The 19,005-nt window shown below is 38.2% G+C and carries 15 protein-coding genes; 14 read left to right on the forward strand and 1 reads right to left on the reverse strand.

All coding sequences use genetic code 11. The features are described 5' to 3' along the window. Positions 1 to 3 precede the first annotated feature (3 nt). The 13 genes from ACE1AT_RS24525 to ACE1AT_RS24585 all read left to right on the forward strand — a co-directional run bounded on the left by ACE1AT_RS24525 (position 4) and on the right by ACE1AT_RS24585 (position 13,710). The gene (locus ACE1AT_RS24525; protein WP_374873142.1) at positions 4 to 1,434 is read left to right on the forward strand and encodes a hypothetical protein; all 1,431 of its coding nucleotides are present in this window, start codon (positions 4 to 6) and stop codon (positions 1,432 to 1,434) included. Beyond that, positions 1,431 to 2,093, forward strand: coding sequence for a LysM peptidoglycan-binding domain-containing protein (locus ACE1AT_RS24530; protein ID WP_374873144.1), 663 nt, complete (start codon positions 1,431 to 1,433; stop codon positions 2,091 to 2,093). Before ACE1AT_RS24525 ends, ACE1AT_RS24530 begins: the two co-directional genes overlap by 4 nt. Before the next feature lie 94 nt (positions 2,094 to 2,187). Then, on the forward strand, positions 2,188 to 3,252 hold the full coding sequence (locus tag ACE1AT_RS24535) for a phage late control D family protein (RefSeq protein ID WP_374873146.1): 1,065 nt from the start codon (positions 2,188 to 2,190) through the stop codon (positions 3,250 to 3,252). Beyond that, positions 3,249 to 3,956 (forward strand): phage baseplate assembly protein V, encoded by a 708-nt coding sequence (locus tag ACE1AT_RS24540; protein WP_374873148.1) that lies wholly within the window; start codon positions 3,249 to 3,251, stop codon positions 3,954 to 3,956. Before ACE1AT_RS24535 ends, ACE1AT_RS24540 begins: the two co-directional genes overlap by 4 nt. Next, positions 3,956 to 4,342 (forward strand): GPW/gp25 family protein, encoded by a 387-nt coding sequence (locus tag ACE1AT_RS24545; protein ID WP_374873150.1) that lies wholly within the window; start codon positions 3,956 to 3,958, stop codon positions 4,340 to 4,342. The genes ACE1AT_RS24540 and ACE1AT_RS24545 overlap by 1 nt, the downstream gene beginning before the upstream one ends. Positions 4,343 to 4,348: 6 nt before the next feature. After that, the gene (locus tag ACE1AT_RS24550; RefSeq protein WP_374873152.1) at positions 4,349 to 8,044 is read left to right on the forward strand and encodes a baseplate J/gp47 family protein; all 3,696 of its coding nucleotides are present in this window, start codon (positions 4,349 to 4,351) and stop codon (positions 8,042 to 8,044) included. A 31-nt stretch (positions 8,045 to 8,075) separates the two neighbouring features. Next, positions 8,076 to 8,438: a four helix bundle protein gene (locus tag ACE1AT_RS24555; RefSeq protein ID WP_374873154.1), complete on the forward strand. Its 363-nt coding sequence runs from the start codon at positions 8,076 to 8,078 to the stop codon at positions 8,436 to 8,438. A 50-nt stretch (positions 8,439 to 8,488) separates the two neighbouring features. Then, the gene (locus ACE1AT_RS24560; protein WP_374873156.1) at positions 8,489 to 9,445 is read left to right on the forward strand and encodes a baseplate protein J; all 957 of its coding nucleotides are present in this window, start codon (positions 8,489 to 8,491) and stop codon (positions 9,443 to 9,445) included. Beyond that, positions 9,426 to 11,024: a phage tail protein gene (locus tag ACE1AT_RS24565; protein ID WP_374873158.1), complete on the forward strand. Its 1,599-nt coding sequence runs from the start codon at positions 9,426 to 9,428 to the stop codon at positions 11,022 to 11,024. Before ACE1AT_RS24560 ends, ACE1AT_RS24565 begins: the two co-directional genes overlap by 20 nt. A gap of 15 nt (positions 11,025 to 11,039) precedes the next feature. Further along, complete coding sequence (locus ACE1AT_RS24570; protein WP_374873160.1) at positions 11,040 to 12,362, forward strand: polymer-forming cytoskeletal protein; 1,323 nt, start codon at positions 11,040 to 11,042, stop codon at positions 12,360 to 12,362. Positions 12,363 to 12,412: 50 nt separating this feature from the next. Beyond that, positions 12,413 to 12,985: a hypothetical protein gene (locus ACE1AT_RS24575; protein ID WP_374873162.1), complete on the forward strand. Its 573-nt coding sequence runs from the start codon at positions 12,413 to 12,415 to the stop codon at positions 12,983 to 12,985. A 67-nt stretch (positions 12,986 to 13,052) separates the two neighbouring features. After that, the gene (locus tag ACE1AT_RS24580) at positions 13,053 to 13,481 is read left to right on the forward strand and encodes a hypothetical protein (protein ID WP_374873164.1); all 429 of its coding nucleotides are present in this window, start codon (positions 13,053 to 13,055) and stop codon (positions 13,479 to 13,481) included. Between the two features lie 7 nt (positions 13,482 to 13,488). Beyond that, positions 13,489 to 13,710 carry a hypothetical protein gene (locus ACE1AT_RS24585; protein WP_374873166.1) on the forward strand — a complete coding sequence of 74 codons (222 nt, stop codon included), beginning with the start codon at positions 13,489 to 13,491 and terminating at the stop codon, positions 13,708 to 13,710. A gap of 7 nt (positions 13,711 to 13,717) precedes the next feature. Here the strand turns inward: ACE1AT_RS24585 and ACE1AT_RS24590 are convergent, their stop codons facing one another. Continuing rightward, positions 13,718 to 14,797 (reverse strand): hypothetical protein, encoded by a 1,080-nt coding sequence (locus tag ACE1AT_RS24590; protein WP_374873168.1) that lies wholly within the window; start codon positions 14,795 to 14,797, stop codon positions 13,718 to 13,720. A gap of 773 nt (positions 14,798 to 15,570) precedes the next feature. On the opposite strand from ACE1AT_RS24590, the gene ACE1AT_RS24595 reads away from it, so the two are divergent. Then, complete coding sequence (locus ACE1AT_RS24595) at positions 15,571 to 18,969, forward strand: DUF3987 domain-containing protein (protein WP_374873170.1); 3,399 nt, start codon at positions 15,571 to 15,573, stop codon at positions 18,967 to 18,969. Positions 18,970 to 19,005 lie beyond the last annotated feature (36 nt).

The raw sequence follows: 19,005 nt of genomic DNA on the forward strand, positions 1-19,005 counted from the left end.
ATCATGGCAAATTCTTTATCAAATTGGCAAGATTCACTCAATAATGGATTGGTAAATCGACTCACTCGTCCGTTACGTCAACCAAGAATGATGAAAATGGCGATGAGTCAGAGAATAATTAATCGTTGCGATCGCTTTTTAAATCGCTTACCTCTTCTGAACCAACAAATGCAACGTTGGGGTAATACTAACAGCATATCATCTGAGTCTATCCCTATTGTTTATGCACAGCCTGTTTCCTTAGCAAAGGAAGAGGGAATAGACAATAGAGTAGATAATTTTTTGCCAACTGTCCCTCAAAATCAGCCAGATGTTCCTCTCATCCAAAGAAAGTTAGATTCTTCTCAATCTTTACCAAGCAAGATAGTTAATAATACTATACCTATTCAAAATTCTACTAATTTATCAAGTTCTGATTTTGGTGATAAGACAAACCAATCCTGGACTTTAGAAACACAAATTCATCAACATTCTATATCTTCGTCAGAAATTCCGGTAGTTACACCACAAGCTATATCTGACGAATTAACAAAAACATCAGAAATGCCGTTACAAGCTAAATTTACGGATTCTCAAACATCTTCATCATTAAATACCAATATTCCATCGACACCGATTTTAGATGCAGAGATAAACACAACTTCTATATCTTCGTCAGAAAGTTCGATAGTTTTTCCTCAAGTTATTTCTGAAGAATTAGTAAAAACATCAGAAATGCCGTTCGCACAAGAATACGTGAATATTTCTCAGCAACCACTTCCTATTATTCAAGCAAAGTTGCCCAATTCTTCTATATCACCTTTATCTCTTCCTGTAGTCCATAATTTACATACTTTAGATTCTTCAAAGCAAACGCAAATAAATAATTATTCGCAAAATTTAGAGTTAATTAAACAACAAATTTTAGAATCTAATTTTGTTTCTACAAGTCTTCCCATTGTGACCGCTCAATCTCCAAATTATCCAGCCAATTTAAGTAATGAAAGAATATCATCGGCCATAGCTTTGCCAATTTATCAAAATCAACCGACATCTATCATCAACAAACTATCTTCTGACACTTATAACCCAGAAATTAATCAAAATCATCACAATCAAAATATCTCTCCCCTTACGCATATTTATGTAACTTCTCCCATTAATCCCCCCTTGCAGTCTCAATCTTTGCCTTTACCTCTTGTTAAAACTACACCATCATCAAGGAGCATTAGCCAGCAGCCTAACCTATCGAACCAGAATCCAAAAGTATCAACTACAGATTATTTATCATCACCTCCCAAAATTTTCAGCAGCCCTTTATCAACACCAGAAACTTCCATTTCTCCAATAGCAACTCAATCAAATATTGATGTTGATAGCATAGCTAATCAAGTTGAACGCAAACTTATGCGAAGGTTAGTAATTGAAAGCGAACGCAGAGGAAAAATTCGATGACACTAGAGAAATTAACTATCAAAGCAGAAAAAAATAACTCTGGAAAGTTCGACGAAAAATTCAAAGTTCTTTTTAACCCTAATCAAATACAAATCGTCAAAACTGGCTGGAGAATGGAAAAATATGGCCCTGTTGCGTCTCAAGAATTGACTCAACTCAGCCTTGATTTATTCTTTGACACCACACTGCTTGGCTATCCACCTGAAAATGTCCAAAATTATACGCGCAAAATTTTTAGTTTGACTCAACCTCGCGTTGGCACAAATCCTAAACGTCCTCCCCGTTGTCAACTAATTTGGGGAACTATATCCGGTAAAGATAGTGTGTTATTACCTGATGGTTTTTTAGAAAGTGTCACCAAAAAGCTAACTCATTTTCTGGAAGATGGTACGCCTGTCAGAGCAACTTTAAGCTGTACATTTAAAGAATGGAAAGAACCAAGAAAAAAGGCAAAAATTGCCAACCCCATTGATGATCCTGTGAGAATTGTGAAACGAGGAGAAACTTTAAGTAGTATTGCAACTGAAGAATATGGCGATCCTTCTTTATGGCGTGTGATTGCAGAAGAAAATCACCTGATCAACCCTCGTCAATTAAATCCTGGAATGGTTTTGACGATTCCTCCTTTGCGGATTACTAGCGTGACTCAGAGAGGGTAAGGAGGATAAGGAGGACAAGGGAGAGAAGGAAAGGAGGAATAAATTGTGTTGGATCTATGAATTGGATAATTTATTTTTTGGAGCTTTCTAAATCATGCCGAAAGATGCTTCCTTATTAAATCCTAATCTCAAAATTTTGATTCAAGGCAAACCCCTTGCTCCAGAGATACAAGCTGATTTGGTATCGGTTTTAGTATCAGAGGATTTGGAAGCTCCAAGTATGTTTACTCTGCAATTAGTGACTTGGGATTTAGTAAAACAAGAAATGACATGGGTAGATAACAAAGTATTTGATGTTGGGAATGAAGTAGAAATTCAGATGGGATATGAACAAGAACTTAAAACTATCATCGTGGGAGAAATTACGGGATTAGAACCAGAATATAGCCAAAATATGATACCAATATTAGTGGTGCGAGGCCATGATTTACGCCACCGTTTATTGCGAGGTCGCCACACAAAATCTTTTGTGAAAATGAAAGATAGTGAGATTGCTAGTCAAATTGCTAGAACGAGGGGACTGACAGCAAAAGTTACCGATAGTAAAGTGAAATTAGAATATATTTTGCAACATAATCAAACAGATTGGGAGTTTTTACAAGAGCGAGCAGGACGCATTGGCTATGAAGTTGTGGTGGATAGTAAAACTCTTCATTTTCGTCCCCATGAAAATGCTAAATCTAAAGTTTTGACCTTAACCTATGGAAAAGATTTACAAGAATTTTTACCCCGTTTAAGTACTTTGAGTCAGGTGCAACAGGTAGAGGTAAGAGGTTGGATTCCTAAAGACAAGAAAGAGGTAATAGGTAAGGCTGCGGTAGGGAAAGAAGGTGGAACAATGCAAGGATCAACTTCTGGTGCTAAAGCAGTCAAAAAAGCTTTTGGTGAATCTAGTTATACTCTTGTAAATCAACCTGTATCAACTAAAGCAGAAGCTGATCAAATAGCATTAGGACAGTTTCAAGAACGAGCGATCGCTTACATTACTGGTGAGGCAACTTGCCAAGGGGATCTCAATGTACGCGCTGGTAAAGTGATTGAAATTGCTGGAGTCGGTAAAAAATTTAGTGGTCTTTATTATATCATAAGTGCAGAACATTCCTATTCACGGGATCAAGGTTATCAAACTTCATTTACTGTCAGGAGAAACGCCACATGAACGGACTAGATTTGTTAATCAATAATGACAAAAATCACCATGTTTATGGTGTCACTGTTGGAATAGTTACTAATAATAAAGATCCAGATGGATTAGGAAGAATTAAGGTAAGATTTCCTTGGCTTTCTTCAGAAGAGGAAAGTTATTGGGCTAGAATTTTAACTCCTATGGCAGGAAATAACCGAGGAATTTACTTTTTGCCTGAAGTTGATGATGAAGTGTTAGTTACTTTTGAACACGGTGATATTAATTTTCCTTATGTTTTGGGGGCTTTGTGGAACGGAAAAGATAAACCACCGCTCAAAAATGATGATGGTAAAAATAATCAACGAGTGATTAAATCTCGTAGTGGTCATCAGATTATTTTAGATGATACTGATGGAGAAGAACAAATTATTATTCAAGATAAAACTGGCAAAAATCAAATTATTATTAACTCTAAAGAAAATAAAATGAATATAAAAGTTGAGAAGGATTTAACTATTGAGACTAAAGGTAAAATTATCTTAAAAAGTAGTGATGATGATGTTTCAATTGAATGTAAAAATTTATCAATAAAAACTCAACAAAATTACCAATTAGAAGCAGGTTCAAATTGTACGATTAAAGCTAAAGCTAAATATGAGTTGGAAGCCCAATCAGGTTTAGGAATTAAATGTTCAGCCGGAGTCAAAGTCAATGATGGTTCCTTGGAGGTGATGTAATGGAGATTGATTTTTTAGGTGTAGGCTGGACTTTGCCAATCAAACTTAATGAAAATGGTCAAATTGAGGTAGCACGATATGAAGATAGTGTGCGTCAGTCGATTTTGATGATTCTGAGTACGGCTAAAGGAGAGCGGGTAATGCGTCCTGATTTTGGCTGTAGTATTCATGAAAAGGTGTTTTTTCCTAATAGCTTGGGAACGATAGGACAAATTGTTAGTGATGTGCGAGATGCTTTAGTTGAATGGGAACCTCGGATTGATGTTTTAGATGTCGATACGATTCCCGATCCGCAACAACCGAATGTAATTTTAATTCAAATAAATTATCAAATTCGGACAACAAATAATATTTTTAATTTGGTTTATCCTTTTTATTTGCAGTGATTTCGTATGACTTCTTTACCTCCTAAAATTGATCAACGCACCTATGAGGAGATTGTTGAGCAAACCGAGACTTTAGTCCAACAATTTACCGACTGGAAACCTGCACCTGAAGGTAAAACAGATGCAGGAGAAGCATTAATTCGGATCTTTGGTCGGATGGTAAAATTAGTAAGCGATCGCCTTAACCAAGTTCCGGATAAAAATTTCCTGGCTTTCCTGGATTTAATTGGGGGAGAACTCAAACCACCTCAACCAGCTAAGGTTCCCTTAACCTTTTATCTAGCAGAAGGAAGTCCCGTAGATGGGTTAGTTCCTGCTCATACTCAAGTTTCTGCACCACCTGCTGAAGGTTCAGACGCAGAAATCGTCTTTGAAACGACTCGAGAACTGGTGGTGACAACGACGCAATTACAAGCAGTACTTGTGCGCGAACCAAGTCAAAACCAGTATAGCGATCGCACTTTCGCAGCGACGGGACAAGAAGATACAGAATTTTTCGCTTTTGTTGGCGATCGCCCGATTCCACATTCTCTTTATATAACTTGTCCCGAAATTTTCAGTTTACCAGAGTTAAAAACACTAAGACTGATTATTACTACCAATAGTACCAGTCAATTTCAAAGTTTAGTCCTAAATTGGTCTTATTGGGATGGTTTGAAATGGCAAGCTAGTCCAATTCCTACCCAAAGTTACGCAAATAATCAATGTACTATTACTTTTACCAATTTACCGATTCCGGTTGTTTCTGAGATTGAGGGAAAAGCCGCAAGATGGTTGCAAGTAAAGTTAACTAATATATCTCCTAATTTACCTCATATTACGAATATTCAAGGTAGTATCAATATTACGCAATCTAATTTAATTCCAGAAGTTTGTTTATTTAACAATAGTCCTTTAGACCTCAGCAAAGATTTTTATCCCTTTGGTGAACAACCAGAACTTAATGATACATTTTATATTGCTTTAAATGATAAATTTATTAAGCCAAATACAATTGTCACTATTAATATAAACTTAAGCTATAAACCTGTAAATGTAAATAATTTAACAATTAGTTGGGAGATTTATAACGGTCAAACCTGGCAAGAAATTACAAATAAAACTTCGGAACTGAGATGGATAGAAAATTCCTCAGCGATTAAGTTTACTGAATCAGATTCTATCCAAGCAAAGTTACAATTTCCTAATCAAGAAAACCTACCTTCTCCTAGCATTGTGAATGGAGAGACTCGTTACTGGATTCGCGCTCGGATTGCTCAAGGTCGTTACGGAAAAGCAGCAGGTGATCGCAAATATCCTATTTATGATGACTTGGCAGTTCTGAAAGAGGAAATCAAACAAAGAAAAGGCGAAGTTAAAGAAATTAAAGTTGATACTTTGGATTTATTTAAAGTTGGTGATACAATTCGTATTCTGCCTCTGACTGGTGGTTTTCCAGAAGAAAATAAAATTAAAGAAATCATTGAAAAGGATAATAAACTGAAGCTAGAAAACGCAATTTTGAATACGGATTTAGCTGTTGGAACTCGGATTATGCGTAAGCTAATTATCACTGAAACAATTCCCCCAACCTATGACCCACCTCGGATTAAATCATTAAAATTAACCTACGATTTTACTATTACAGAAAACGCCAAGTATTGTGCTGAGAATGATTTTAAATATTCTCATGCAGACAGCTTTACCACACAATTAAAACAAAGGGCTGAGATTGGAGATCAATTACTGAATTTAACTGAAGTGAAAGGTTTAGCGGTTGGTGAGTTTATCACAATTAATTCCGAAACTTATCAAATAGAAGCGATAAATTCCGCCACCAACCAAGTTATACTGACATCGAAAATTAACCAAAAATACAGTACAAATACTACTATTAATCGCTATTTTCGACCCTTTACTCCTTCCATAGATCGAGAGCCAACCCTATATTTAGGATTTGATAATTCTTTTGATAATAAAACTGTTACACTTTATGCACAGCTTGAGCCACCATTACCAGATGAATTATCAACTGATATTACAGCAGAAACCTTCCTCACAGAAACTGCAAACTCTGGACAAACAACATTAAAACTTGCCGATATCACTGGTTGGCAAAATGGCGATCGCCTGGAAATTAAAAACCCACGTAACCCGAAACAATACGATAAATATACTATTAGTAATATTAGCGATCGCCAAATTACTATCAATCAACCTCTGCAACAAAATTATAGTCAGGGAAACCTAGTTATTCGCCCCCAACAACCCGAATTAGTTTGGGAATATTCTAGTCCTCTAGGTTGGCAAGCATTAGGGGTACAAGACGAAACTCAGGCATTTTCCCAACGAGGTTTAATTCAATTTATTGCGCCCGCAGACTTCAGCAAAGAAGAAACCTTTGGGAAACAATTATATTGGTTACGAGTGCGTTGGCAAGGAGGTAATTTTCGGATAAAACCTCGTCTACGTCGCTTATTAACTAATACCATTTGGGCAGTTCAAGCAATTAGTCTCCAGGAAGAAGTTTTAGGTTCAAGTAACCACGATCCAAATCAGGTTTTTATTGCTAGTAATACTCCGATTTTGATGGGACAGCAATTGGAAGTTCAAGAAGGACAAATTCCTTCTCAATTAGAATCTGATCGAGTCAAAATAATTCGAGATGATTTAGAAGAAATCGAAGCAGTGTGGGTACTTTGGCAAGAAGTAGCAGATTTTTACGGTTCTGGTGCGAGCGATCGCCATTATACTTTGGATCGCCAAACCGGGGAAATTCGCTTTGGCAACGGACAAGCCGGGATGATTCCCCCCAGAGGACAGAATAATATCCGACTATCTTTTTATCGGACTGGAGGAGGTAAACAGGGAAACGTCACCTCACAAAGCATTAGCGAACTGAAAACTACTGTTCCCTACATTGATCGAGTCATTAACCTGGAAGCAGCAGCAGGTGGCGCCCAACAGGAAACTATAAATCGTCTCAAACAACGAGTACCAAAGCAACTACGTCATCGCGATCGCGCTGTCACCCTTGAGGATATCGCAGATTTAGCTTATGAAGCTTCCACAGATGTCGCCAGAGTCAAAGTCGTTCCCCCAGATTTGATGACGACTAACTTTAGTCCATTAAACGAACATTTTTGGCTCGATCCAACCAAAGCAGATGTGTCCTTTGAAGATAGTCTGAGTCAGAAATTGCGGGCTATTACCAACGATAGCGAAAGAGCTAATTTTGAAAAGATGATGCGGGAAATTAACCGCCGTGCTGGTCAAGTTCAAGTAATTATTTTGCCCCATAGTAGCGATCGTCAACCAACCCCTAGTTTAGCTTTACTAGAGCAAGTCGAAACCTATATCCGTTCCCGTTCTCAAGCAACGGTAGATTTAACAGTTACAGCCCCAAAATGGCAAGAAGTCACCGTGACTGCAACCATAACTCCTGTCTCCCTCGAAAACGCAGATTTAGTTAGAAACGCCGTCAAACAAAGCTTAGAAGCATTTCTGCATCCCTTGACTGGAGGAAGAGGAGAGGGATGGCAATTTGGTCGTTATCCCCAAAAATCTGATTTTTACGCCATTATTCAATCTATCGCGGGAGTAGATCATGTGGATTCTCTGGAAGTACTAACTTTATCAGAAGTAAACTTATCATCTCTAAGAGCCGATACTTTAATTTATTCAGGTAATCACACTGTCAAAATGGAAGGCAATAGGCAATAGGCAATAGTTTAGTGAGTATAGAGAGTTAAAAATGTCAGATATTCAGGATTTTAAAGACTTAATCATTTGGCAAAAAGGTATGGAAATTGCAGAAAAATGTTATTTTTTAACTAAAAAATTTCCTAGAGATGAACTTTTTGGAATGACTCAACAAATAAGAAGAGCATCCGCTTCTATCCCAGCCAATATTGCAGAAGGCTATGGAAGAAGATCATCTGGTGATTATGCGAGATTTTTAAACATCAGTCAAGGCTCAATTAATGAATTACAAACTCATCTTTTTCTATCGTCAAGAGTCGGACTATGCACTGTAAAAGAAATAGAATTGATTATTCAGCAACTTCAAGAAGAAACTAGAATGATTATTTCTCTGCTCAAAAAGTTAAATAATTAAAAACTATTGCCTATTGCCTATTGCCTATTCTTTATCTAACCCACCTACTTATGAATTTACCCTTACCCAATCTTGATGATCACACCTATGCCAACTTAGTAGAAGAAGCAATTTCTCAAATAGCAGTTGAATATCCGGAATGGACAGATCATAACCCGACAGATACGGGAATTATTCTAATTGAATTGTTGGCTTGGTTAACAGAAATGACCCTCTATCGGGTTAATCAAATTCCTGATGATAATTATGCCAGTTTTGTGAGTTTACTTAAAGGAGAACAATGGAATTTACCGATTAATCTTTCTGCTGAAGAACGGCAAAAAAATTTGCAATCGGCAATTCAGAATACTTTATTAGAATTACGAAAAATTTATCGAGCCATTACTCCAGAAGATTTTGAGAACCTGGTACTTTTCGATTGGAATCAATCAAAAGAGTCTGATGGATTAAAAATTGCACGAGTTAGATGTTTAGGGCAACGTAATTTAGCTCAGTCGGATGCTGATACTTTTGCCAAAGGACATATTAGTTTAGTAGTTGTTCCCAAAAATAATAATCAAGTCGAAGACGAAGAAAACAAATATCAACCCTTATTTAACTTTCTCGATCAACGACGACTTTTAACAACTCGCCTTCATATTGTAGAACCTGATTATGTATCTGTCACCGTAGAAGCAGAATTAGTACTTGAAGATGGTGCCTATGCAGAAAGTGTCAAAGAACAGGCAAAAACAGAAGTTAAGATGTTTTTTGAACCTCTGCACTCAGAAAAATATTGGCAGGGACAAGGATGGCCTTTTGGTAGGAGTGTTTATCTATCAGAATTATATAAATTATTAGATAATTTGGAAGGTGTTGATTACGTTGAAAATCTTCAAATTAAAGATAAAGATAAAACCACTAAATCAGAAATTTATTTAGCAGATAATCAATTAGTAAACATCAACATCGAAGATAGTAAATTTATAATAGTAGTAGAAGTTGGCAATGAACGAAAAGAACTCTGAATTAGTCAGTACCTATCAGCAATATTTACCTGCAATTCTCCAAGAAGATATTTTTATTGGTCAGTTTTTGCTGGCATTTGAAAAGATGCTTGCTGGGCTGAATGAAACTCCTAACAAAGAGCAAATTATTACAGCAAAGACTCAAAATCCACCCGGAATCGAAGAAATTCTTGATAATATTCATACCTATTTCAATCCTCAAAAAACTCCAGAGGATTTTTTACCTTGGTTAGCAGGCTGGGTAGCTTTGAATTTACGGGATGATTGGCAATTAGAGGTCAAAAAAGCATTTATTCAACAAATTGTTAAGTTGTATCGTTTGCGAGGAACAAAACAAGGATTAACCGAAATTTTGGGTATTTATTTAAAAAATTCAGGATTTGGAGAAAAGGTCGAAGTCTTCGATCAATTTGATAATTTTCCGAATTATTTTCAAGTTCAACTAACTCTCAAAGACCGTAATCCTGATAAGTATTGGCGACAGGCTAAAATCGCTAAAGCAATTATTGATCAAGAAAAGCCCGCACAGACATATTATACCCTGAAAATTCTTGTGCCAACGATGCAGCTAACTAAGCGATCGCACGTTGCTTATGCTTTTAAATTATTTGAACCAATCCAAAATCAAAAATTTGCTATAGAAGTTAAGATTACTCCCAATCAAATTAATAGTAATCAGGTTAATCAGTTAGCTAAACAGTTAGTTGTCCAACTCCAAGGGAACTCAAAATTACTTGCTTTAGAATCGCCTAAAATAATTATCAATAATCAATCTTTCTCTGTTAAACAAAATCTAAATTATCAGCATTTGCAGGATAATTTTACAGGTTTAAATATCACTTTATCTAACCGTACAGATAAAGCTTTTGTTGGAAATTTATCAATCAAACTTTATTTTTATATCAATGGAATTGAATATAACAATACACTACTAGAGCAACCGATAAATCTATCACCCGTTCTCAAAATTTGTCGTCGCAACAATACGGGAGCAATTATTGAAGGTAATACAATTTTTCAACAATCTAGTCAACCGCAACTATCAGGAATGAAGCTGACAGAATTTATATGGACTAAACCCTATAGTTTTCAAGTATTTGACCCACCCAAAATTCAAGAATTACAACCTAATATTATTGCAATTGTTGAAAAATTAGAACTGGAAGCTATTGTTGAAATCACCCAACCTAGCACAGTCACAGCAGATTTTATCAATAAAATTACAGTTCGCCTCAAAGATGATTTTTCTGATTATTATTTATTGACACCAGAAACTATCAGAGAAGATAATAAAATTAGAATTAAGCGCACCCTCTACTATCAACAGTTTTTGCAAACGATAGATAGGTTAACAGTAACCATCAAAAATCTCAATAATGTTAATATTGTTGGCAAGGTAATTGTGCAAGCAAATTTAAATACTAATCAGCGCTTATCTACTTATAAATTACTAGAACAAAGCTTTAATCTTGCAGCCGTCCTTCCCTATAATATTTTACAAATTTGCCGTAAAAATCAGGAAGGTGAAATTGTTGACGGCAATACTATTCTTGGAACAACAAGTCAATCATTGAGTTAATTTTCAGGAGCAAACATGGCTAAAACTACTGATTTTACTAACTTTGCTAACGAACACCCTAACTATTTTCCAGGACAATATCTGCTAGAAGATGACTTTGAAATTCAACATCAATATTTTAGCGATCGCCAACGCTATCACAATCAAAAACTTCATATCTCCGGAATTATTGAAGGGCTGGAAGTTGAAGTGATTACAAGTAAAAAATCTGTTTTGATTAAATCTGGTTCTGCTATTGATGGTAATGGAGAACTTATTATCGTCAAAACAGATATCACCTTTTCTGACTTCAAAACCGTTACTAACGGTGAATTATATATCCAATTTTCCCAAGAAAAACAAGTTAAACAGCAAGAAGATATAGCCGATAGCTACACTCGTTGGATTGAAAATCCTATTCTTGGATTTGCAGCTACAAGTCCTGCAAATAGTGTGAAATTGGCAAAACTGACAATTTCCGGAGATACGATTACCCTTGATACTAGTGTTCGAGAATATTCCGGTTTATCTTTACCCAATTCTAATAGTAAAGCTTTAACTTTTCGTTCTGGGGGAAATGCAAATCCCAACTTAGCAGTTTTGACAGGTAGTTTAAAGATGGATGGGGATTTAACGGTTAATGGAACCGGGAATTCTTCTTTTTCTGGTAATTTAACTGTAAGTGGGACAATTTCAGGAAAAATAGATGCAGCCAGTATTACAACAGGACAATTAGTTGTTGAACGCATCCCTAACTTACCAGCTAGTAAAATTACCTCTGGAGAATTAGCTGTTGAACGCATCCCTAATTTATCAGCTAGTAAAATTACCTCTGGAACAGTTTCTGGTGATTTAACTGTTAGTGGTAATCTCACAGTAACAGGCGTGATGAGTGGTGTTCTTAACTTGACTCTATCAAGTTTTAAAGTTGCGGGAGACGCTTCAACCTATTATCCGGTAGTATTTCAAGACAATGCTTGGGGTAATGGTACGATGATTCTGGAAATTTCTCGACCCAATACTCATACTGATAGTGCATGGCGAGGTTCCCTGATTAGTACATTTACTTGTCATTCCAGTCGTTGGGGACATGGATCAGATTTTACCAGTGCTGAGATTCATCAAGATCCAAAAACAGGCTATTTTATCGCTAGTTATGCGAATGTTTACTATAGTCCAAACTTTATAGTTTGGTTAAAAGGAGGAGGAACTACTTACTATTGGCGTTCCAATCATCCAGTAGCAGTGGCGAATTTTGATACAACGAAGAAAGTTCTCGCTAATAATGAAACATTTGATCTAAAAACTACCGTAGATACTGATTTACAAAAAAATCATGTTAGCAAAAAATCTTGGTAGTTAGATTGTCCTCAAGTCCCTGCTTAAGTTTATTTTTTTGATAAGGAATTATGTACATTGTTATTAACAAAAAAAACAAAGAAGTTATTCATATAAACACATCAAATCTGAGCAAAAATCTCTCGGATACTGAGGTGTATGAAAATTTTTCTGCGGGAACAATGGAAATTATTAAAACCGATGAATTGATTCCTGCTAATTTCAAGATAGGACAAAATAATGAAATCCTTGAAATGCCTTGGTTAGAACAAGTTGGTCTTGGTATATTGTCAATTGAATCTGCACTTGAGCAACATTTAGATAACAGTGATTATTGCAAAAGTAAAATAAATGAATTAGTGAATAATAATCTTTTTAAAACTATTGAACAATGTAAAAAAGCTTTAGAGATTATCAATAATATAATTGAACGAAAAGTTGCACAAGAATACAATAAAAGTTACGAAATGAAAATAACGAAGGACTATATGGGGTGGATTGAAGACAATAAACCCGATAATGATCCAAGACAAATAAAATATCAAAATATGCAGAATTATATCAATAGCGTAAAAATGGAATTTAGTGATATTAAGGAAACTTTAAAAAGCCTAATTTCTGAGTTGGAAAAATCACAAATCTAAAATTACAAACTGAATTTAAAATTGCCTAATTTCTGTTAAATATTATTTATAAACCTGATGTCACTTTATGTCTGACTTCATTCTCATCACTGGCGATAAAGCCATGTTTAACCCCACCTTTGGACAAGCAATTGTCACTGTGCGTCCAGGAGACTTAATTGGCACAGGCAAGGATAAAATTAACCAAAAACTAGTCTGCGTTGATGGTGATGAGAAAAAAGTCATCGTCCCTGGTTGTACCTATATCACCTCCCAACATAGTATCCCTGGAGTGGGAATGCTCTCGATAGAATCCCTGGCTGGCAACCAAAAAGCCAAAAAGACCAAATCCGGTGGTAAGCCTGTCCTGCTCAAAGGCGCATCCTTCAAAGCCAAATTTCAAGTCATGGTTCCCGCACAACAACCTTCTGCACCCAGTCCAATTCCCGATGCTACCCCCGAATATTCGGGTTCTGGTACATTTATTTCCATGAATATGAAAGTTAAAGGAACTTAATTAAATAATGAAAGAACAACTGGAAAAGCGTCTGGCTGAACTCAAAGCCGAATTTGCATCAGGACAAAAAGTCATGGCAGATTTAGAAGCAAAACAAGCAAATCTGCGAGATACCTTACTGCGGATTAGTGGAGCAATTCAAATTCTGGAAGAAGAAATAAGCAAAGCTAGTAAAGAAGAAGACAATAGCCAACAGGCAAAAGATTCATTAAATTTCCATAACATTTAGTTACAGCTTAATTACAGCCTAGTTTCTCAGGATTGATTTGAAACTGTATACTGGTCATCTTTCGCTTTCCAGGTAGCTCTTGAGCATCCAAAATATATCCAAAAGTTTGGAGTTCCTCTATAGTCCGCCACAAAATTTGGTTGTTCCTAGAGAGGTTACTGCCCAACAGGTCTAGATTTTTGAACAGATATTGCTTAGAAATCACTAAATATTGTCCATCAATCAGCTTATCCCATTTCATCCGGCTTGCAAGATAAACTAGCAGTTTCATCTTGTAATCATTCCTGGCATTACTCCCCAGCTTTTGCTTGGTGTCTATGCTGTTGGAGAACAGTATATAATCTCCCGTCCGCTCTGATCCCTCAAAGAATTCCAACGCCACCGTATAAGCATCTGCTAGTTCATAAGTATAATCGGCAGCCTTGGCCAAATCGAAGTCTCGCGGCACATTGTCGATTTCGTAATCTCGGATGCGGAGGATACTTTTGACAATGACCTTCGCTCCCATTGTGTTGCCCTTTTTCAAAGACTGGGCGAACACTAACTCAGTTCTATGCAAAGCAACCAAGTCTTGATTAAGCTGCGATCGCGACCTAGCTGTAAAACTACCATCCTTTGCACGGGTATAACCCAAGCTTTCTAACAGCTCATTGGAACGAAAACAAACAAGACAACCCTTGTCCTGCTCCTTTGCTTTCTTGTACAAAAACAGCACAATCGCAACCTGTCGTGGATTTAAAAAGGTCAGCAATGCCTTAAATAAACGCTGAATTCGGCGATCTTGAATTTTCTCCAGCCCTCTACTAATTCCCTCTTCTGTACAAACTTTCAGATTTAAATTAGCATACTGGGCTTTGAGATCCTCCCACTCCTGAGCAGAAAGTTCCTCTAATTGAACACGACGAGTTAATGCGACTTCGCTCTCGTCTTTAGGGTCAGCATTAACTCGCATCTCTAAATAATAACCATCTGCATCGGCACGGAGAATCGGTTGTTGTACATCAGGGTTTCTAATTGATGCTCCTGCTCTAGGCAATACCATCAGCAGTTGTCCATCCACAGGAAAACCAGTATGTTCATTACTCACAACTATTACCTAATTATTGAGCAAATTTTACCAAGTTTGCAAAATTAAAGTTATGGGTGGAGGCAAGGGAACAGGATAAAAAATGTGTAATTAATTTTGTAATCGTATCCATAAATCAACTAAATCAATAATACTCTTACTTAACAAATCTTTATGAAGACCTGTGACTCCGGCGTATGATTTTTACGCTTTTACCTGTGACTCCGGCGTACAGTTTTACCTGTGACTCCGGCGTATAGATGTCCTGTTTACCTGTGACTCCGGCGTATAGTTTTACCTGTGACTCCGGCGTATAGTTTTTTGATTCAATTTTTTGAAAGCCTGACACTGCAAACTATCCAAACATTGACCTGTGACTCCGGCGTATAGTTTTACCTGTGACTCCGGCGTATAGATGTCCTGTTTACCTGTGACTCCGGCGTATAGTTTTACCTGTGACTCCGGCGTATAAAGCACCTGTGACTCCGGCGTATAAGCGATTTTGCCCCCTTGATATCAAAATCTTTCAATGCTAGTTTCAAATTTGACAGGCATGACGAGCAGCCTGTCAAAATGAAAAAGCCGAGGAGAACAGCAAAGGTTCTCTCCCGACTTACCTACTAAATACTAGGACTTTGTTAAAGGTCAACGCAGTACCAGCTGCGTCGAACAAAAGCCAAGATACAAAACTATCTAGACTTTAACAAAATTCTCGCGAAATGGTAAGCCTACAGAACTTTACTTTTGCTGTTTCCCCGGCTCTGTAAACTAAAAATTCACGGAGTTCGTGTTAAATGGAAGTAAGCTCTAATAAATTTGCATTATCTGACTTTTCTGACTTTCTTGAAATTGATAGCTCACAGGCGATTAAGCAGCTACAGCTTTTGGGATACCAGCGGGGTGATGCTATTTATATCCGGGCTTTCTTGCCTAAAGAGGACCCCCGTTATGCCCCTAACACAGGACGCAAAGCTGATAAACTCAACTTCAAACAAATTTTAGAGTGGCAGCAGCAGGGTTATGGCATATATTTTGTGATTAACGGCGGGGGTCACAAAGATGAAGACGTGCAACTGTGTCGTGCAGTCTTCATTGAGCATGACGACCTGGCAATAGAGTTACAGAAAGATTTGTGGCAAACACTTTCGCTACCAGAACCAACCTTTCAAATCCAGACTCGCAAATCCGTACATTCTTACTGGGTGTTTGAAAAACCCATCCCGGTTGAAGAGTGGAAACAGTTGCAAAATGATCTACTAACCTACACTGGTGCTGACCCAGCCATCAAAAATCCCAGTCGGGTGATGCGATTAGCTGGTGCATGGCACATCAAACCAGGGGAAAAGCCGCAAAGGTGCGATATCATCTCCCTGTCTGGTATTAACTACACCTATGAAAAATTGCGTTCCTCTGTGCCGTTGTCGCAGAATCCTGAGTTAATCCAACGAGAGCCTAAAGCAGTGCAATCAACAACCCGAACGTTTGCACAGGAGCAACAGTACACTCGCTATGCAAATATTTCTGTACCCGTTCCAGTGCCAGTACCACTCGAAGTCTGCCTCTCCAAAGAGTCTCGTACTCTGCTCAACTTTGGGGTAAACGAGGGGGGTCGCAATAACAACGGAGCCAAACTAGCACGAGACTTAATTGGCGCTGCCAATTACCTTACTAAGATCAGTCAGCAGTTTGACGGCGATCCGCAGTTAATGTTACAAGACTACGCTAGTCGTTGTCACCCACCGCTACCAGCCAAAGAAGTTGATGCCATCTGGAAGTCAGCCGAAAAAGACCACCCTGAACCCAGCTGTACTCCGAATGGTGTGGAAACTTGTATTCGGGCTTGGTACTGGAACACTCGTATTAAGCCGAATCAAAATTCATTGGCTAGTTCTGGTAGCCCTCCTAGAAATTCTGGGTTTGGTAATGTTTCCAGTGTTGGGAAGAAGCCGGCTATTGCAGATGTCGCACTGCACAAACGCATTCTAGAAATTTTGAGCAGTTGTGATTCCGAATCAGGGCGAGCAGGAGCATTAATGGAATTGGCTGCTGAGGTGGGGTGTCCTTATCGGCAGATTGAGCAGTTCGCTAAACTACTTACTTTGGAAGCAGATTTGCAAACTGACACTTTAGTTGCCACACAAAAGCTTTCATCTCTGCTTAAAACTCATCCCCAAGAACTTGATCTTACGCGATTAATTGAACCTGAGTTCGCTCAACTTTTGATGGATACCGCCCAGGCCATGCCGACGGCCCCGGAATTTTTATTTACGACACTCTTGGGAACTGCGGCATCTCGAATTGGATCAGCAGCACGAGTAATTGTCAAGCCGTCTGCAAAATACGCTCAACCGATGGTGATGTGGACAAGTATTGTAGCTGATTCTGGTTCTATGAAAACTCCAGCGCAACGGTTAATTATTGACCCCTTGGTGGAATTAGAAGCTGAGGCTTTTGAGCGCTATCGGATGGAACTGGCTGAATACAATAAGCTGCAAACAGTCAGTAAAGGCAAAAAGCAGGACTCTTCACAACAAGAAATGCCAACAGCACCAACCCGCCAGCGCTACCTAACTAAGGACAGCACACTGGAAACATTACAGCGAATTCATAGTGAAAATCCTCGTGGACTGCTCTACTACCGGGATGAGCTAGCAGGATTATTCAAAGCCCGTAATCAATATCGCGGTGGTCTAGGGGCTGATGAAGAGCAGGAACTCGATCAATTCAATGGAGCTGCAATTATCTATGACCGCTCAGACAAATCTGTGTGCTTACCTAAAAGTGCCATCTCACGTACGGGCAGCATCCAGTGGGAAGTTTTAGCTAAGATGATGGGTGATCACAACGACAGCAATGGCAATTTTGCCCGATGGCTGTTCTGTGCTGCCAAGTCTCCCAAACGTTATCTGCGGTTAGTTGGAGAAAGTAGTGTTGCCGATACTGGTATTTCCCAAGCACTACGTCAGCTTTACATAAAACTCGGCCTAGTGCCAGAACAAGATTATTTTTTAAGCACGCAAGCGGCTATGTTTTTTGAGGCGTGGCAGCATTCTCTTGTAGATGCCCAAGTTGCTGAAGAATCTTATGGACTGAGGGTAGTCTACCCCAAAATTGAAGCTTACACAGCGCGTATATCACTATGGTTACACATTGTCAATGCTGTGTTAAGGGGTGAAACTCCGAGTCAAGTCATCTGTGGTGACACGATGGAAAAAGCCATTGAGCTAGCAGCTTATTTTCTCTGGCAACATAAATCAATTCATGCTCAAAACTCTCCAGAATCTGGGCTAATGTCTTGGGGTCTAAAAATCCAGAAAGTGGCTGAACGTCTAGGAGAAGCTACAGCTTCCATGCTCAAGAGTAGCATCCGCGCTTTTCGCAAAAAACCGACTTTTGAAATCCGGCAACTGATGGAAATGATGGCAGCAGCAGGTTGGGGTCGCGTTGAAAATAAAGGATCTAACTTAGTTTACGTGCCAAATAGTGTACCACTAAACGAGATTGACAAAATTGACAGAAATTTGACACCTGTGTCAATCCTGCAAACACAGACCACTCCCGGATTTGACAACGAAATTGACTCATTTGACGCAAAATTGGCAGCACCTATTTCTTCAGAGAAAGTCACTAGTTGCCACTCAATTTCCTCATTACGATTGGAAGACTTAGAGTTACGTCAATTTGTCAATTCAAACGCTCAAATGCTCGCTGAAGAAGACACTGATTTGATTGACACTAACTGTCAATTGAAACGTCAATTGTCAACGGATGAATGGTTAAATATAGAATTTTTAGACAATAGTCACGATGATTCGTCCCAGTTCCTTGGAGGAAATAATGTACCATCTCCTCTGCCATCAAATGGTAATGCTGCTGAGGCACTATCTGAAATCTTACAAGAATCTACTGAGATACTAGGTGCCAAAGTTATTGTTGACTCAAATTTGCCAAATCCTAATGCTCAGACAGATCAAGATGTGATCCCAATAGTTACAGGTAAAAATTTAAACAACCGCAAGCTTCAGCGAGTCGAAGTTTTGACGACAGCTGGGGAGTGGATTACTGGGTATTTCATTGATGCTTGTGTCACTGTTGGTAATTTCGTAGGGCAGTCGCGGCGATTTAGTTTGTTTGATGCAGACGGAACAATGCATGTCTTTGAAGGACAAATCCGAACAGCATCATCAGGCTAGGTGCAAGCACACCTTTAACACCTAGTTTGAAAATGG

Origin of the sequence: Pelatocladus sp. BLCC-F211, assembly GCF_041928655.1 — a bacterium.
GTDB lineage: Bacteria > Cyanobacteriota > Cyanobacteriia > Cyanobacteriales > Nostocaceae > Pelatocladus.

Coding starts and splice junctions, on each gene's coding strand:
- ACE1AT_RS24580 (WP_374873164.1), top strand. CDS start 13,053: ATGTCTGACTTCATTCTCATCACTGGCGATAAAGCCATGTTTAACCCC.
- ACE1AT_RS24555 (WP_374873154.1), top strand. CDS start 8,076: ATGTCAGATATTCAGGATTTTAAAGACTTAATCATTTGGCAAAAAGGT.
- ACE1AT_RS24595 (WP_374873170.1), top strand. CDS start 15,571: ATGGAAGTAAGCTCTAATAAATTTGCATTATCTGACTTTTCTGACTTT.
- ACE1AT_RS24540 (WP_374873148.1), top strand. CDS start 3,249: ATGAACGGACTAGATTTGTTAATCAATAATGACAAAAATCACCATGTT.
- ACE1AT_RS24545 (WP_374873150.1), top strand. CDS start 3,956: ATGGAGATTGATTTTTTAGGTGTAGGCTGGACTTTGCCAATCAAACTT.
- ACE1AT_RS24535 (WP_374873146.1), top strand. CDS start 2,188: ATGCCGAAAGATGCTTCCTTATTAAATCCTAATCTCAAAATTTTGATT.
- ACE1AT_RS24565 (WP_374873158.1), top strand. CDS start 9,426: ATGAACGAAAAGAACTCTGAATTAGTCAGTACCTATCAGCAATATTTA.
- ACE1AT_RS24550 (WP_374873152.1), top strand. CDS start 4,349: ATGACTTCTTTACCTCCTAAAATTGATCAACGCACCTATGAGGAGATT.
- ACE1AT_RS24585 (WP_374873166.1), top strand. CDS start 13,489: ATGAAAGAACAACTGGAAAAGCGTCTGGCTGAACTCAAAGCCGAATTT.
- ACE1AT_RS24530 (WP_374873144.1), top strand. CDS start 1,431: ATGACACTAGAGAAATTAACTATCAAAGCAGAAAAAAATAACTCTGGA.
- ACE1AT_RS24560 (WP_374873156.1), top strand. CDS start 8,489: ATGAATTTACCCTTACCCAATCTTGATGATCACACCTATGCCAACTTA.
- ACE1AT_RS24570 (WP_374873160.1), top strand. CDS start 11,040: ATGGCTAAAACTACTGATTTTACTAACTTTGCTAACGAACACCCTAAC.
- ACE1AT_RS24575 (WP_374873162.1), top strand. CDS start 12,413: ATGTACATTGTTATTAACAAAAAAAACAAAGAAGTTATTCATATAAAC.
- ACE1AT_RS24525 (WP_374873142.1), top strand. CDS start 4: ATGGCAAATTCTTTATCAAATTGGCAAGATTCACTCAATAATGGATTG.